The 16,087-nt window shown below is 42.3% G+C and carries 12 protein-coding genes; 1 reads left to right on the top strand and 11 read right to left on the bottom strand.

Annotated elements, in window-relative coordinates:
• Nucleotides 1–18: 18 nt before the first annotated feature.
• A complete protein-coding gene (locus A8C56_RS24475) occupies nucleotides 19–219 on the bottom strand; it encodes a hypothetical protein (protein WP_157097962.1) in 201 nt (66 codons plus the stop codon).
• A 540-nt stretch (nucleotides 220–759) separates the two neighbouring features.
• Between A8C56_RS24475 and A8C56_RS12390 the strand changes: the two genes are divergently transcribed.
• Complete coding sequence (locus tag A8C56_RS12390) at nucleotides 760–1,188, top strand: helix-turn-helix domain-containing protein (protein ID WP_067756434.1); 429 nt, start codon at nucleotides 760–762, stop codon at nucleotides 1,186–1,188.
• 118 nt (nucleotides 1,189–1,306) lie between these two features.
• On the opposite strand, the gene A8C56_RS25290 is transcribed toward A8C56_RS12390, so the two are convergent.
• The 10 genes from A8C56_RS25290 to A8C56_RS12435 all read right to left on the bottom strand — a co-directional run bounded on the left by A8C56_RS25290 (nucleotide 1,307) and on the right by A8C56_RS12435 (nucleotide 15,936).
• Complete coding sequence (locus A8C56_RS25290; protein ID WP_262492406.1) at nucleotides 1,307–1,432, bottom strand: hypothetical protein; 126 nt, start codon at nucleotides 1,430–1,432, stop codon at nucleotides 1,307–1,309.
• Nucleotides 1,433–1,717: 285 nt separating this feature from the next.
• Nucleotides 1,718–3,886 carry an outer membrane protein assembly factor BamB family protein gene (locus A8C56_RS12395; protein WP_067756437.1) on the bottom strand — a complete coding sequence of 723 codons (2,169 nt, stop codon included), beginning with the start codon at nucleotides 3,884–3,886 and terminating at the stop codon, nucleotides 1,718–1,720.
• A gap of 126 nt (nucleotides 3,887–4,012) precedes the next feature.
• On the bottom strand, nucleotides 4,013–7,045 hold the full coding sequence (locus A8C56_RS12400; protein WP_067756439.1) for a right-handed parallel beta-helix repeat-containing protein: 3,033 nt from the start codon (nucleotides 7,043–7,045) through the stop codon (nucleotides 4,013–4,015).
• A gap of 24 nt (nucleotides 7,046–7,069) precedes the next feature.
• On the bottom strand, nucleotides 7,070–8,446 hold the full coding sequence (locus tag A8C56_RS12405) for an SGNH/GDSL hydrolase family protein (RefSeq protein WP_067756442.1): 1,377 nt from the start codon (nucleotides 8,444–8,446) through the stop codon (nucleotides 7,070–7,072).
• A 170-nt stretch (nucleotides 8,447–8,616) separates the two neighbouring features.
• The gene (locus tag A8C56_RS12410) at nucleotides 8,617–8,901 is read right to left on the bottom strand and encodes an alpha-L-fucosidase (RefSeq protein WP_067756445.1); all 285 of its coding nucleotides are present in this window, start codon (nucleotides 8,899–8,901) and stop codon (nucleotides 8,617–8,619) included.
• Between the two features lie 21 nt (nucleotides 8,902–8,922).
• Complete coding sequence (locus A8C56_RS12415) at nucleotides 8,923–10,176, bottom strand: MFS transporter (RefSeq protein ID WP_067756448.1); 1,254 nt, start codon at nucleotides 10,174–10,176, stop codon at nucleotides 8,923–8,925.
• A gap of 17 nt (nucleotides 10,177–10,193) precedes the next feature.
• Nucleotides 10,194–11,252 (bottom strand): glycoside hydrolase family 88 protein, encoded by a 1,059-nt coding sequence (locus A8C56_RS12420; RefSeq protein ID WP_245645446.1) that lies wholly within the window; start codon nucleotides 11,250–11,252, stop codon nucleotides 10,194–10,196.
• A 170-nt stretch (nucleotides 11,253–11,422) separates the two neighbouring features.
• The gene (locus A8C56_RS12425) at nucleotides 11,423–12,688 is read right to left on the bottom strand and encodes a polysaccharide pyruvyl transferase family protein (RefSeq protein ID WP_067756454.1); all 1,266 of its coding nucleotides are present in this window, start codon (nucleotides 12,686–12,688) and stop codon (nucleotides 11,423–11,425) included.
• 42 nt (nucleotides 12,689–12,730) lie between these two features.
• Nucleotides 12,731–13,948 carry an alginate lyase family protein gene (locus A8C56_RS12430; RefSeq protein ID WP_067756457.1) on the bottom strand — a complete coding sequence of 406 codons (1,218 nt, stop codon included), beginning with the start codon at nucleotides 13,946–13,948 and terminating at the stop codon, nucleotides 12,731–12,733.
• Nucleotides 13,949–13,986: 38 nt separating this feature from the next.
• The gene (locus tag A8C56_RS12435; RefSeq protein WP_067756460.1) at nucleotides 13,987–15,936 is read right to left on the bottom strand and encodes a heparinase II/III family protein; all 1,950 of its coding nucleotides are present in this window, start codon (nucleotides 15,934–15,936) and stop codon (nucleotides 13,987–13,989) included.
• Between the last annotated feature and the right edge of the window lie 151 nt (nucleotides 15,937–16,087).

The raw sequence follows: 16,087 nt of genomic DNA on the forward strand, positions 1-16,087 counted from the left end.
TTTAAAGTGAATGAATGATTAAAAAAGTGTGAGGCTGTGGGTGTCTATCCGGCCGGTATAGCGTTCCGGGCTGTGTTTCCTGACTAAGTGATACACGGTAATATCTTCATTCAGGTAAATCGCCCACGCGCTTACTAATGATTTGGAACGGTTGCATTTCCTGCGGCGCTGTATCTGCCAGGATAGCCGCATTAACTTTGATTTGTGTTGTTGTTGCATACGGGTTGTTTTTATTTGTTTTCTAATACTCGGCCTATGGCCTCGTCGTCAACCTCGTAGCAACCTGTCCTTACAACGGAACCTGGGAAAATCAAGGTTTTTGTAATAATTTTTACTACCTCCGTAAACAATCCGCCGAAGGCGCCAAAATGAGGTGGAGAAAAATTTTACAAAACCCGTGGCCAGTCCCGCCCCCAGGCGGGATGCAGACCTTGCTTTTGCTAAGGGCCGTTTAAGAAATTCGCGACAGAAGGTCGCAAGGCCGTAGGCTTAGCTATTAGTGCGCAGGCCGGAAATATTTCCGGTAAAAAAAAGAAAAGAAGTAGCAGAAAAAGAAGATAGAAGCACTATAGTACAAGAGTGCGACGCAACAAAGTATCATAGTAACAGATTAGCTGGCTACATACATAATCACCCAATGAATAATTCTAAAAAAAATTAGTAATTTTAAGAGCCAGTGGACTGCCTGGCTAAAACAGACAAAAAGGCCATTGGTAACGATAGAAATGTTATTTTTGAAGCCTATAACAGACGTTGAATATGATAGAAATAGAACAACCTAAAAAAGTCCATCATGGCCGTAACATTAAACGTTTCCGTGAATTGTTTGGACTAAAACAGGAAGCATTAGCTTTAGAGTTGGGACCGGACTGGTCGCAAAAGAAAGTGTCGCGCCTGGAAGAACATGAGGTAGTGGAAGATGAAATCCTTAAACAGATAGCCCTGGTATTGAAAATACCCAAAGAAGCTATTGAGAATTTTACAGAAGAAGCAGCTATCAATTACTTTAATACGTTTAATGATAATAGTGGTTCCGGATCGTGTAGCAGCTATAGCACTTTTAATTTTAATGCACCGGAAGATTATAAACAATTGATAGAAGAAAACAAAAAGCTCTATGAAAGCTTACTGACCGCCGAAAGGGAAAAAGTAGCACTGCTGGAAAAATTGTTGAACGAAAGGAAATAAACTTAAGCTGCGATAATAATAGTGGTATTCATGTATCCAACCAGTTCATCACAGTGTCTTAGACTACCATAATCTGATAAGATAAGTCAACTAAAAATCTTAGAGTGCTTGTTATAAATTAGGCATCACTGCTAAAAGCGCCACAAACCAATACATAATTGTTATCAATGCGTGCTGCTATGCGATGAACTGTTCCAATAAAGGCACCTTTGCCCCCGCCTATCATCCCTAGCCTTAGTTTCATTTATTAATCACTTTAAATTATAGTGCCAATTGTTATTCGGGGGGCTAATGATCATTCATTATTTACCCTCATTTGTAAAAAGTGGCAAATTGATCCATCCTTATTAAAATGCCAGTCATTGCCATCTTGTTTTTTTCTGTCGGAAAAAAAGAAATGATTATTTCTCCTCTTTCTTACCCCGGTTGATATAGCTTAAATCATTTCTGACTAGGTACTTAAACGCCTGAATGTTTTTCAGTAAAGAATCAACCATTTCAACAGTTGTTATGATACTGAATACATATTTTATAAGGAAAACGCCACGTAAGTATCTCCAGATTTGCTCCCTATTTTGCCTCCTCCGCATGCAATAACTACATATTGCTTGCCATTTACCATATATGTTGCCGGGGTAGCATATCCAGCCGCGGGAAGCGGTGCCTGCCATAATAATTTACCGGTTTTTTGATCAAAGGCTCTGATTTTTTCGTCTTTCGTAGCTGCAATAAATATCAATCCGGCTTTGGTAACAATGGGACCTCCGTAATTCTCGGTACCCGTTGGGGCAATTCCTCTTTTTGTTAACTCTGGATATTCACCTAGCGCAACTTTCCATAGCAATTTGCCGTTGTTCAGATCTACAGCATTTAAGGTTCCCCAAGGTGGTTTAATACCAGGATATCCGTCCTTGTCTATAAAGCGGTTATACCCATTCATCATATAAGGAATACCCTCGTGTATATCTTTAGTACTTTTTACAGTGTTTTTAGTTATTGTTCCTGGTTCCTTTTCTGGAATTTTAAGTAAAAAAGCAATAATTGCCTTACGTTCTGTTTCAGAAATCTGCTTAAAAGGAGGCATCATGTTGCGTCCGTTAACGATCAAATTATTAACCTGCGTCTCATTATATTTTTTTTCGATATCGATAAGCGATGGAATATTAACTCCATTCCCTTTAAGTTCGGGACCGTGACAAGCCATACAGTATTTACTGTAAATTGCTTTACCAAAAGTATTTGTAGAATGACTACCACCAATGCTTTTCGGCACATCAATCATTACCTGGGCCCATGGCAATTCTGAACAATTTACATATAGTATATGAGAACTGGGATCAACTGCTGCGCCTCCCCACTCACCACCGCCATCAAATCCCGGAAAAATCCATCCGCCTGCTTTAGATGGCGGAGAAAACATGGTGCGGTTTTTTACCAGTTTAAATTTTGCAAGCATTTCGTTATAAGATGCTGTATCCATATCGTTAATATCTTGTTCATCAAAATGCTGGCGGGCAAATGGCTCTGGCAGCACAGGGATAGGTTGTGTAGGCCATGGTTTTTCGCCGGGCAGGGCATCCTGTGGCACCGCCTTTTCATCAATTGGAAAAATGGGTCTACCTGTGGTACGATTCAGCAGAAACACAAAGCCATGTTTCGTAATCTGGGCAACAGCATCAATCTGTTTCCCATCATGGTTTACGGTAACCAGATTAGGGTTGGCTGGCAAATCGCGATCCCACATGTCGTGGTGCACCACTTGGTAGTGCCATATATATTTCCCTGTTTCCGCATCCAGGGCCACTAGACTATTTGCAAAAAGATTTTGCCCTTTGCGGAAGCCGCCGTAAAAATCGGGTGTAGCTGAGCCGGTTGGTATATACACTATACCTCTTTTTTCGTCCAGCGCCATACCAGCCCAACAGTTTGCCCCCCCTGTTTTTTTCCAGGCATTTTTATCTTCCCATGTATCGTACCCCAATTCGCCGGGGTGAGGAATGGTGTGAAATATCCAGCGCCTTTTACCTGTATGTACATCAAATGCACGAATATGGCCGGAGAGAGCATCCTCACCTTCCGTAAGGCGCATCCCCATTATTAACAAGTCTTTATAGATAATACCCGGAGTAGTACCTGCCACATATGCATCCTCTGTATGCTCCTGGTCAAGGTCTTTTTTCAGATCAATAGAACCATATTCGCCGAACCCATCAATTAGTTTACCATCTATAGCATTAATTGCATAAAGTCTGGAACCTGCACTATATAAAATGCGTTTTCCCTGTCCATGTTCATCTTGCCAGTACACAACGCCTCTGCTAATCTGATTAAGTGCAGATGGCTCTATATGATGCTGGCTATCATTGGCAGGATCGAATGACCATATCTGCTGACCAGTAGCGGCGTCAAGTGCGAACAACTTTAACCGTGGGCTTGTACCATAAAGTATGCCGTCCACTATAATCGGGTTGCACTGATTTTGACTATGATTGTCAGGATCTTTATCTCCAGAGCTATACGACCATGCCACCTTCAGTTGGCTTACATTGGCCGGAGTAATTTGTGTATTTGGAGAATATCTGTTCCCATCTTTTGACCCGGCATATGTATGCCATTCATTATAATAATTGGTTGCTGGCATGTTGCATGAAACGAAACCTATTACAACGATGAGTAAAAGAATACTTTTGTCTTTCATTTTTATTAATAGTTATTCTGCTATCTCTATAGCTATTTTATATATCATTTTGTAAGAATTAAGGAGGCTTAACTTCAATCCTTGTTTCCTCAGCTATTTCTCGAACGATGTTTATGCACTAAAGAATTAGGGATTATTATTCACTGCAAGTTGATTAGAATAAGCAGAATTACACCCATTCCGTATAGCGTAAACCCGATAAATATATTCTCCGGTTGTCGATAAGGTATCTGTATATGTTGTAACACCTGCCGCCAGGGTTGCAACTATCGAGAATTCAGATATACCCAACCTCCTTTCCACTACATATCCTGTTTCATCGGTAGCTAAATCACGCCATTTCATCGCAATTGACGAAGCTGAAATCGATGTAGCCTCAAGTGAATCAGGAGCAAGCGGATCAATACCTGCAACTTTTTGATACCCTACACCATCAAACATACTTCGCGACGTACTTGAACCTGCGTTGTAATCATCTATATCAACCGCAAAACCAGTAACATGTTGAACCGTGCCAATTTTACAGCGATATAACCTGTCTAAATTACCAAGGCTGTCAGGTATCAGGACAGTACCCGGTGTGGTACGATCATAAAGGGTATAGGCTGACTGTGTACTCAACTTTGCCTGTGTTTTCCATGGCTGCGAAGCAGGAGAAGTATAGTAGAAAAAGATGTCGTACGTGCCACATGAATCAAGTTGATTATTCACTACCAAGGTAATAACCGGGCAATTTTCTGTTGCAGAAGATGAGCGCATGAAATCACGATCGACCGTTCCCAAACCCCCTGAATTTTGCAACGTCCATTGATTATCGGTATCACTCTGAACTGTCGCAAATGCTGTTGATGGACTGCAATTGTCATACGCTACATTAATAAAGACGTGATCACTACGTGAGGTATCACTTTTAAAAACAGCGAAGTTTTGCCATGCGCCTTCAACACCGTAGCAACTGGCACGCACCTGGCTTTGGTAATAGGTTTCAGGTAACAAATTAAGCAGCTTAATAGTGGTATCCTGCAGATTGTGCGCATATTTCCAACCCGTGTCTGCTTCAGCTTTGTACCTCACATCATAGTTAATTGCTCCAGGCACAACATTCCATTTAAGTTTTGCCGTACGACCTGATATGCTATCCGTATGCATACCAATTGGATTGCCACATGATGGCAGACTACCACATATGGAAGTATCTACCCGAAACAGCACGACCGAAGTAAAGGGCTGCAAAATCAATGATCCGCAATAGGCCTGGTTTTTTACATCGATAAATCGACCAGTTGGGAGTGTTATAGTTTGAACGGAAGTGGTTTTGTTATAGTAGAATTTGATCACATCGTTACGGTTTACCAGCTTGTCATATTTAATCGGCGCGGCAACCGTACCGTTAATTTGCGGCGCAGCGGCCTCCCATTCATATGGTGTATATCGTATATTGTTTTTCTTAAACCCGTTAGCCTTGTAACTAGCTATTACAGTTTTGTTATTGAAAGGATTTATTATGTAATTGGAAGTAAAGGTGCCCATATCGGCATAGGTAAAATCCTCGTTATGGTCTGAGTTAAAAACGTTATGGTTGGCAGACGTATCCGTGGTTACCAAAATATTTTCGCGGACGATATAGCCTGGCGGTGAATTGGGCTTATGTAGATCCATCTCGCTTACTCCACTGCTGAACGAGGTATTGTTATAGAACTGGTTACCGGTATTATTAAAATTCGCGTACAAACCCATTCCGTTCACAAAAGCAACGGTATTATTCCTCACAGTTACGCCGGTACTCAGATTGTCTACATAAATACCATTGGCAATGCTGAATAACTCCGGTGCGCCAAGCCGCTCACCTATGGTATTCAATACGATGTTCTCTTCGATTATCTCTCCGCTATTTGCACCATTTTGATAGTTCGTATATATACCGCCATTATCTTCTAAGGATAGGCAGGCACTGTCTACCAAGTTATGTTTTACCAGATTATTCAATCCGGCACACAGTATAGCACAGTAACCGGTTTTGGCAACGTAATTGTCGGAAACCTCAGAGTTGGGACAGTCAATATCCAGCCCTATAAAGGTTTTACTTTTACCGAAGGCTTCATTTCCAATGTTAGTAATACTGTTATTTTTAACAAGGAACTGACTGTTATTGGTTGCAGCATACACGCCAGTGTTGTTCACATCGTTCACGGTACAGTTGCTAAACGTACCTATTGCGCAATTTGCATAGTTTACACCATCGCCGCCGGCGACCGCAATGTTCAGGCTATCCAGCAATGAATTGGGACAATTGGATACAAATACAGAGAGTTTGTTTGAATACCTGATATCGAGATTTTTTATTACCACGTTTGATGAATTGCGCACAGTAAGTAAAGTATCGATGCGGGGAAAGTATATATTCTGCGTATTCGGGTCGGTAGACGAATAAAGATAAACCTTACCTGTACTGTTTTTATAAGCCCATTCTCCCTCTGCGTCAATTGCTTTAATATCATTCACAAAAAAATACCCATAACCGTCGCGCAGATGTTGAATGCTTGCATTTGACGGAATAGTAATGGTATGGCCCGAATGCGAGGAAACTGTGGTTCGCACCATGCGCCAACGCTCGGAACGGATAACTACATCTGCCCCTGTCCAATCCGGCGTAGCAGGCAGGTCGTCATCGGTAAACTGGGTAAGCCCTACATGACTTTCCATATTAAGGTATCCATGGTTTACGCTTTGATTGGGGAAACGTGAGACAGGTAGTTTAATGTCTTCAGCTATCAAGTTGTTCATAATTGCTGGTTTACCTGCGGCAAAAGTAGTTTCCCAAATATTCCCGCTATTTACCGTCCATGTTGTTGTTATTTTTTCCAAACCACTGATAACTGGATTACTACCTGTACCATAAGCGCTTACAGTAACGCCTGTATTTTTAATGCGTAGTTGCCCAAAAAATACATCACCCCTTTTAAAAAGTATTTTATCTCCGTTGGCAAACGTTTGGCTATTCACTTTGGCAAGCGTTTGCCATGGTGTTGAGGTTGAAGTGCCCGCCGCAGAATCGCTGCCGCTTACAGATACATAATAAGTTACCGCACAGCTCTGATCTGCCAGTAGTGTAAATACAGCACCGACAAATAGTTTCAAAAGTTTAAAGATCGGTTTCATATCATATGATTTAAGGTTTCCAGATTACTTTTTCACCAGCTTGAACTGATGGTAGATTGGCTTATTAATAGCGTATATCTTATCTGCAATGTCATTCAATTTGCGGGTTATAACTGCCTCATTAGGCTTATTGCGCAGGTAGTTATCAAATTGTGTTTTGTAGAAATTGAGATGCCCACTTGCTTTGGCCGAATCGAGGTATTGATCCAGATAATTCTTTACGCTTAAACTATCTTTGGGTCCTTTATAATCTGCTAAACGGCCAAACTCTACAAGCTTTATGTTGCGTATGGTGCTCTCCTGCTTGCGGTATTCCATGCAAAGCTGTAGTATTTGTTCTGCCTGCTGGTATTGAGGTGTATTTGTTTGTATGGCCAGATTAACGCCAGTTCTTAATTGTGCGGCTGTATAAATCGCTATTGGACGACCATCTATCAGAAGCTGATAAGCTCCGGTATCTAAGTTTAAAATCTGCAAAACCTCCTGGTTTAAATCATCAGTAAACGGTACCCATTTCAATGCTTCGGCAGCATCCGGTTTTATTGGAAATGGTAAGCTATTTTCCAGGCACGAAAAAGATATCTTGCCTTGGTCGGCATCATAATTACTGATTTTACAGTTAAGGCTTTGACCCTTATTGTCGCCTGAATTCTTTCCAATTACTATTTTGGCAACGTACTTATTGGGCTGTAGCGTTTTCAAAAACTGATAGGCCATCACAAAATGCCCTAGCGAACCAGGATGCACACGATCTTTACCCGTAATCGTAAAATTTAAATCTTTTTCCTGCAGTTCGTTGTTAATGCGATTCATGATCGACCAGTAATCCACCAGACGGGTATCATATTTTTTCGACATAGCCTCCACATGATTGCCAGCCATTTTCAGCGCATCATTAACACCATAAAAATTTTCTTCGGGCAGTTTGGCGGTTTGATCATAAATTGTAGGCTTTTCAAGGATGATCCCCTGATTATACTGTTTGAATATTTTGATAATATCTTCCGTTTTTTCACGATAAACTGCAAGAGCCTCAGCTTTTTGCTGATCTCCACTGGGATTGTTGCGGTTCTTTTCAGTATACAGTGTGCGTTTAACATCATTCATCCCTACCATCAATACACACCAGGTAGGATGATGTATCAGGACATCACTATCCAATCTTTTAAGTATGCCTGAGGCTACGTCTCCGGATATACCGCAGTTAATAAAGCGCAGCTTTTCATTTGGATAACGCGTGGCATAATACAGATAAATAAAATTGTAGAACTCACCGTTATTGGTAATACTGTTACCAACAAAACAGACTATATCGCCGTTTTTAAATAGTGGCGGGGCAATATTTTGTGCCGGTGCCTCAAGGGCGACTAGCAGCAGAATAGCTAATATTCTCATTTTCATAATGATTGTTTTTTATTTTACGCTAATCTCTATAACAGGTATCTCTACATTGGACTTTATTATGGGAATTTTCAAGTAACACATCATGATTGGTTACGATTTCTGAGGTATTAACTTCTTTCTCGGTATTAGAGTGGTATTTATCTCAGAAGCATCGTGCAGAAATTGGGCTATTCCTGTGGGTCGTAAAGATCAGGGTTAAAACGCTCGAAATATTTGTGGTAATCAGCAATGCTTATCTTCTCGTTGCTCATTACCCATTCATACCCTTCGGGCAAAGCATATATCCCCCAGTAAATGTACATGCCGAAGCGAGCGTTTGTCCACCACTGCACTCTTTGCGTTTTGGCTTCGGCTGTTTCTTTTACCCAAACGGGTGTTGGGGTGCTCACATCCTGCACCTTTGTTTTTAGCGCGAGCAGCGCCAAGTGCGAGAAATAAAGTATTTTTTTCATATTATTTTCTTAAGATGGAGATCAATTGTTGTTAGTCTCCAGATAGTTCAGATCTTTAGAAAAGGTTTCCTGCATCCGGCTTAGAGACCAGAACGCCAGCGCAAGGCAAACCGCACCTACCAAGGCTGCAGCTCCTCTTCCAGTATGGAAAATATCAGTTTTTAGGTATTCAAAGGCAATGGTGATGGGCACGACCATCCCCCTTACAAAATTGGGCGCGGTAGTAGTTACCGTAGCTCTAATGTTGGTACCGAATTGCTCGGTGGCAATCGTCATAAAGATCACCCAATAACCCACCGAAAAGCCCAGTCCTGAGCAAAGGACATAAAATGATGCCAGGGAAATCCTGTTTAGATTGATAAAGATAGCGACGCCAGCCGCAGCCAAAAACAGGTAGAAGTAAACCACTTTAACACGGCTTTTTAACAGCTGGCTCAGCAAACCGCTTATAATATCGCCGAGCACCAATCCGCCGTAGCAGCAGGCCACGGCAGCACCTGCATCAACCGGGCCTCTTACTTTCATTTCACGGCCGAACTCCGGTGAGAAGGTGATGAGTATACCCACCACAAACCAAAGCGGAACGCCAATGAGAATACAACGCAGGTACTTGAAAAAACGCGACCAGTTGTTAAACAGCAACAGGAAACTACCATGACTTACCTGTGCCTTCCTGCTTTTTGAAAACACGCTCGATTCGGAAACCTTTACCCGGAGCAACAACAAGCAGAGACCTAGGCTTCCACCAATAAAGTAAGAAATACGCCATGGAAAATGCCGGGCGATAAAAAAGGCCACCACCGCACCAAACACGCCGACCGAGGCTACAATGGTGGTAGCATAACCACGCTTTTCTTTAGGCATCAGTTCGGCTACCAGGGTAATACCTGAGCCTAATTCACCGGCCAGGCCAAAACCGGCGATGAAACGCCAAGTAGCATAAGAGTTAATCGAAGCCGCAAAGCCGTTGGCGATATTGGCAACAGAATAAATAAGGATGGAACCGAACAGAACAGATAACCTGCCTTTTCTATCTCCTAAAATGCCCCAGAAAATGCCACCGGCCAACAGGCCTATCATCTGGACGTTTAGAATAAAAACGCCTTTATTGGCTACCGCATCCCCTTTTATGCCAAGCGATTGCAGGCTGGGCACGCGCACAATGCTAAACAGCAACAGATCATAAATATCTACAAAGTAACCCAGCGCAGCCACAATAACAGCAGCATTTAAGAGAATGATAGGCCTCTTTGGGATTGATTGTTCAGCATTCATGATTGAGATGACTTTATTTAGGATAAGGTTTTGAACTTTTGATAGCGTAACAGCGCCTCTATATAGTAATAATCGGCATAAATAAGCGGCACATCAATCTCGCTTTTCTTAGGCATATTACCCGTACTATGTTTCAGCAGGAAATGGTTATTGCCACTTGATGTAAAGTATGCTGGTCCGGATAAACAAACTAGTACCTTTTCTGCAAAGTGATAGTATTTTTCGGAGGTAACAACATCAACATATCGGGATAATTCCAGCAGCGCTGATGATGCAATGGCTGCCGCAGATGCATCGCGAGGAGCGTCGGGAATGGTCGGGTCATCAAAATCCCAATACGGTATTTTATCCTTTGGCAAACGTGGATGTTCCATAAAAAATTTAGCTATAGCCCTGGCCTGATCCAGGTATCGTTTATTTCGGGTTTCACGGTACATCACTGTGTAACCATACAAACCCCAGGCTTGTCCTCTGGCCCAGGCCGAACCATCTGCGTAGCCTTGGTTGGTTTTCCTGGCTATTACATTGCCCACGCTATCGTAACAAACTACATGGTAGCTGCTGGCATCGGGCCTGAAGTGGTTCTTCAGCGTATTATCAGCGTGAGCGATAGCAATTTCGCTCAACTTTTTATTGCCTGATGCCTTAGCCGCCCAAAACAAAAATTCCAGGTTCATCATATTATCTATAATAACCGGGTAGTTATATTCGCCCATTTTATCCCAGGATTTAATCAATCCCACTTTCGGATCAAACCGGGTGGCAAGCGAAGCTGCGCCAGTTAATAAGACCCTTTTGTAAGTCGGATCATTGGTAAGGCGATAGCCATTACCGTATGAGCAATAAAGCATAAAACCAAGATCGTGCGTTGATGTATTGTACTGTTCTCTTTCAATGGCTTCCGTCCATTTTTCGGCGGCCACTTTCAGGATGGTATCTTCTGTGGCTTCATATAAATACCATAATGATCCGGCAAAGAAACCGCTGCACCACCAATCGCTTTTCATGGTGCCCAGACTGCCGTCCACGTTGGTTGATTGCGGGAAATGTTCGGCAGACGGCAGACTTGCCAGCATGTCTTTATATTGGCGTACAGCCAGCTTAATTTGCTGTGTTACATTTACTTTTTGCTGTGCATGAGCATAACATATTATCAGCAAGGTTAGAAAACCAACCAGACAAGTCTTTAATTTCACCATTATCAAAAAGGTTGTATATAGGGTCTATTTCAGCCTATCATCTGCACTTAAATGATATTTTGTTTTAATACACACATAGTCTCTTCCTGCCGTTTTTTTACAAAGCGCTGCGCAGCGACTACTTTGGCATGAGCCGCCTTTGGATTTTTTATCATATCCAACACGGCAGGCGTAATACGGGCTACATCTTTCGGCTTATCCATATCAAACAGCCACTGGCCAAGCCCGATGTCTTTCCACATATAGCCTTTGCTGGTTTGCTCGTCAAAATGGCAAACAATGGCTGGTACACCAACATCAATACAGAAAATTGGAGAATGCATTTCCAACCCGAATAACCCGGCCGACATAGCATAGGTGCTTACGGCTTCATCTGTCATCCAGTAATGATCACGCCAAACTGTTTTGGCTTTCACATCGCCCGGCAATGGGTCATAAAGCATCTCTTTCCCTATCCTTACTTGTGTTTCATTTTCGGGAACAATGAGCAGTTTTATGTCTGTTTGTCTGGCTACCGCAATCATAGCCTCGCGGATGGGGGCATTGTCATGCTCTTTGTATTTCAGATTGTAATTCGCTTTTATCGAATCTACCTTTAGTTTCTTTTCGGGTATTTCCCACCAGGGTGAAAAACGATATTGCGGTATAACACATACAAATTTTCCGGGCTGCAAGTTGTGGGCGTTCAGGAAACTTTGAGCTGAAGTGTCGTCGCGTAAATCTATAGCAAAAGCACCATCTGGGCAAAAGCCCATTTCCGGACAATTGACACCTTTGCTTTTAGCGTAGGTAAGCGATACTGAATCGCGAAAGTAGCAAAATCTGGCCTTGCTCATCAGCGGAATATCGGCAGGATCATATTTATCCCTATCGGCAGGAAATGCATAGTTACCAGGATAAGTAATTCCATAAATACCGTAAGGTTTATTAGTTCGGCTGGTCCATTTAGTTAGTTCTTTTCTCCCAGTGAGTGATGGACCCGAACCATGCAAAAAGAAATCGGCACGGTCAATGGCATCATCCTGATCAGCTTCGGTTTTCAAGATGATCAGTTTCGGAAACCGACGAATTAGCATTTGTTCTACGCCTTTTCCGACGTCTGTAGGCCATAGTAAAACCTGAGCATCAGGAAGGTATTTCTCTAAAAGAGCAATAACGCCCGGCGTGTGACCAACATCGCCTATATTGACAGTTTGCCATGATGATCGAAGGATGATAATGCTGTTCTTTTTTTGAGAAAGTGCTTCAAACGGAAGTAGCATCGCGAGCCCCCCAATACCTATATTTTTTATAAATGTACGTCTTCTATACATGTTTACTTATTTTCTGATAGTAGTTGATTCAAAAAATTAGATTTATTGATAAATGTAGAGTCGGCCAATATCGTTTGGCTTCATAGCAGCATTCAGATGACCGATGGCTTTTTTAATTTCAGGCAGATCATACTTTTCTGATGCCTGTTTCAACATAAGTATTTGTTCAGTGGCTTTTACTTCAATTACACCACCAGTAGTCCAGGCCTTTTCACCGGTGATATAAGGAATGATAAACTTATATGGCAGTGCCAGGGTTTTATGATCCGGCGTTTGATATGCCCATAAATCATACCCAAATTTTTGTAACCCGTTTGCCAGCACATTAAACGCCTTAAGGCCATAAATAAAATAGTGAAACCCTTCAACCCGTTTTGTTTCCAGCGGTAAATCACCATTCGGCATCACCTGTGAGCTGAGTTTCTCTTTGGCAAGGTCGAACTCTTTGTCTATGTCATCACTAGTGCCGCTAAACAAACTATAAGAAATAATTTGTGCTGAATACCAAGTACCGTGATTGTTTTTTCCCGCCTTTTCTTCTTTTCCAAAATCGCTTGTTTTGAGCCAAGCATTATAATCGGCAAACCATTTTCTTAAATCATTGTCGGAGCTATTATCCCATGATTTTGATAAGCGGAGCAACTGTACATGATCGGTCATCTCAATTAATGATACTGTGAAAATGATCCCGAGCGCCATACCATCATAAACACCCGGCAATGCAGAAGCACACTTCATATTAGGGTTCATTCGTGTTTCCGGATCTATAAACCATATTCTTAACAATTCACGGGCTTTGGAGGCATATTTTTCATTACCAGAATAAAACCAAGCCAACGCGAGTGTATTAATATTGCTCACCGTTTTGTCGAAGCGGCTGAGATCAAACCTGTCACCAAAAGCTTCCTCATTATATTTGCCATCACCACGTATATAAGGCATGCCGTTCGGAGTATTTGGATTACGCCATGAAAACTTACCAATCGTATAATAATCATGCACGTCTCCCGTAGGAGGCAGATCACCATCAGTTACCTTTTCGGGTTTTGTTTTAAGTAACCGATCGGCATTAGCCAGCAAATGCTTGTAGGAAGGCAGATATTCAGATTTTCGGGCGTTAATGCTTTTCCGAATAGCTAACAAATCATTATAGCTAAAAGTAACACAATTTGGCTCATTGCTTTTTGTCTGGCCGAAAGAAGATCCAATAAATAGGATACAGCAGGTTGCTGTTAGCAGGTTTATAAAAATTTTACTCATAGTACTATTTATAAAGTGGACTATCCGGAGTTATAAAATCAATTTGCCGGTTTGTAAGTAATCATTATTTGCCCTGATTTTACAGGTTTGTCGATGTAAATCCCTATGCGTGAATAAGGCATGCCGCCTTCTGAAATTTCTTCTGATCGCAGGGAGAGGTTGTTGCCCGGCGAAGAAAAAGTTACAAGCATTTTTTCCTTTTCTCTTGTCAGCAATAACGTATTTTTGGAAACCTGATTCCATGTGGAACGGGTTGAAATAACAGTTTCAAATGCTTTGGGCCGTGTAAATTCAAAATGATCTGTAAAAGTAACACTGCCTTTTTCTGTTCTGTTATAATCCATGGTGCGTTTAAGTGTTTTTAATTCGGGCACATTGTAGGCGGAGGTAATATCAAGGGTCATCTCGTCTTTTTTAGGGCTGAAAGCAGTATGAATCGTTGCAGACCTTGCCCCTGCGCCGGCTTGTTGCTGAGTGCCCGCAACCAGGGGAACAGGGTGCCCGAATGAGCCAATCGTTTTATAAGTGTATCTGTACGCGGGTGTGAAAATATTCGCGGTATAGGGAATGGCGCCGGGATCACCAACCATGATCTGATCTGCCTGTGCAATAGTAAAGGAGCCAACATCGTTATGGTTATGAGATTCGGAATTATTCCCGCCCTTAAAAGCAACCCCAACCACGCAGGAAGAACCAGGTACAGGACGGCAGATCAACACTCCGGTACTGTCAAAAAAAGAGCGGATGAGCTGTTGCTGAGACCGTTTTTGCTGCTGTGGCTGACATAACGATGCGGAGTTGGGAAAGACCATCATAATATCATTACGGATATCATTGGTTTTCCCTTCATATGTTAGTGTATCGTAAGGCTCCAGGCCCAACCCCAGGTTACGGCTCAGATAAGTGAGTATGCCTGAATCGGGTTTTGCTCCCTCACGGCTGTCAGAGATCGCCGGATAAACGCCATTCATGATTTGAAGATGTGGCCCATAACAGGCGATCTTTTGCACTTTGGGAGTGGCCAGCAGGTCTATCTTACCACCCGTAGCCTGCCATATACATTCCCTGAGTAAAATGTAATGTCCAAATCCATAATTATAGTAGCCTATGCCTTCGGTACAGTAGCCATCGCTGCCAAAACCAGCTAAGCCATTATTAGCGTAGTATGCGCCAATAGCAACAAAAACAGCGCGCTCATGCTTGTCTTCAATTGCAGCAAGTGCGGCGCCCACAAGTCCTGCCAGGCACACATGGTTCCAGTTATTGGTGGCAATTAAAAAACTGTTTTCGTTATCTGTGTTTTGAGTGCTTATCTTGTTAAGCACAGGCTCAAAAATCCGTTTTTGCAATGCATTGATGGCAGCTGTTTTCAATTGGGGATCGATTTTAGCACCCATCAGATAAAGTGTCTGGGCAATGGTATGTGCATACAAAGAAGAAGTTAATTCTACAGAATAGGCAATTCCCTTATAATTTTTAAACCCATAATCGCTACGCGGAGATACCCACGACTTTTGATCTAGTATGGAACGCAGGCCCTCTTCTATCATGCTCGTATACCTGTTTTTGTTTTCAAGGCATTCGGCCCAGGTCAGTTTCGACAGGCCTTCAGCCCTTTTACGCATCATACCAAGTCCTCTTGCAGAAGACGAAGCGCTGCCATCTGAAAGTGAAAAATAGTCCTCCTTACTGAAGGGGGGAAAGCTATAGTGTTCCATCTGCTGTAAAAAATGATCATACTTACCCGACTGCCGTAATTTATCCCAAACGGCACGTTTGCTGCAGGGGTCACCCAGGCCCATGGGTTTATCGGGGAGTAAGCGCTCAATTTCCCGTACCCATTGTTCATCCACAGCCCTGATCGGAAAGGGCGCTTTCTGTGCAGTCAGGATCCAGCTCTGGCAAACAAGTGTAACGAAAAGTACTGCTGTTTTTGCGGCCAGAAACCACTTGTTTTGACCCTTTGGATTGAAATGTGTTTTTTGCATTGTACTGTGTATTTTTCAACTATCAATCATTGATTGATTTCCCTAATACCTTCATTGCTTCCTTTTGGTATTGCATTACTCTTTTTTTAGCTATCATTATTTTTTACTCGCGTCCTACGGGTTTTTGACTATCTGCAGACCTGTTGGAACG

The sequence above is a fragment of the Niabella ginsenosidivorans genome (assembly GCF_001654455.1).
GTDB lineage: Bacteria > Bacteroidota > Bacteroidia > Chitinophagales > Chitinophagaceae > Niabella > Niabella ginsenosidivorans.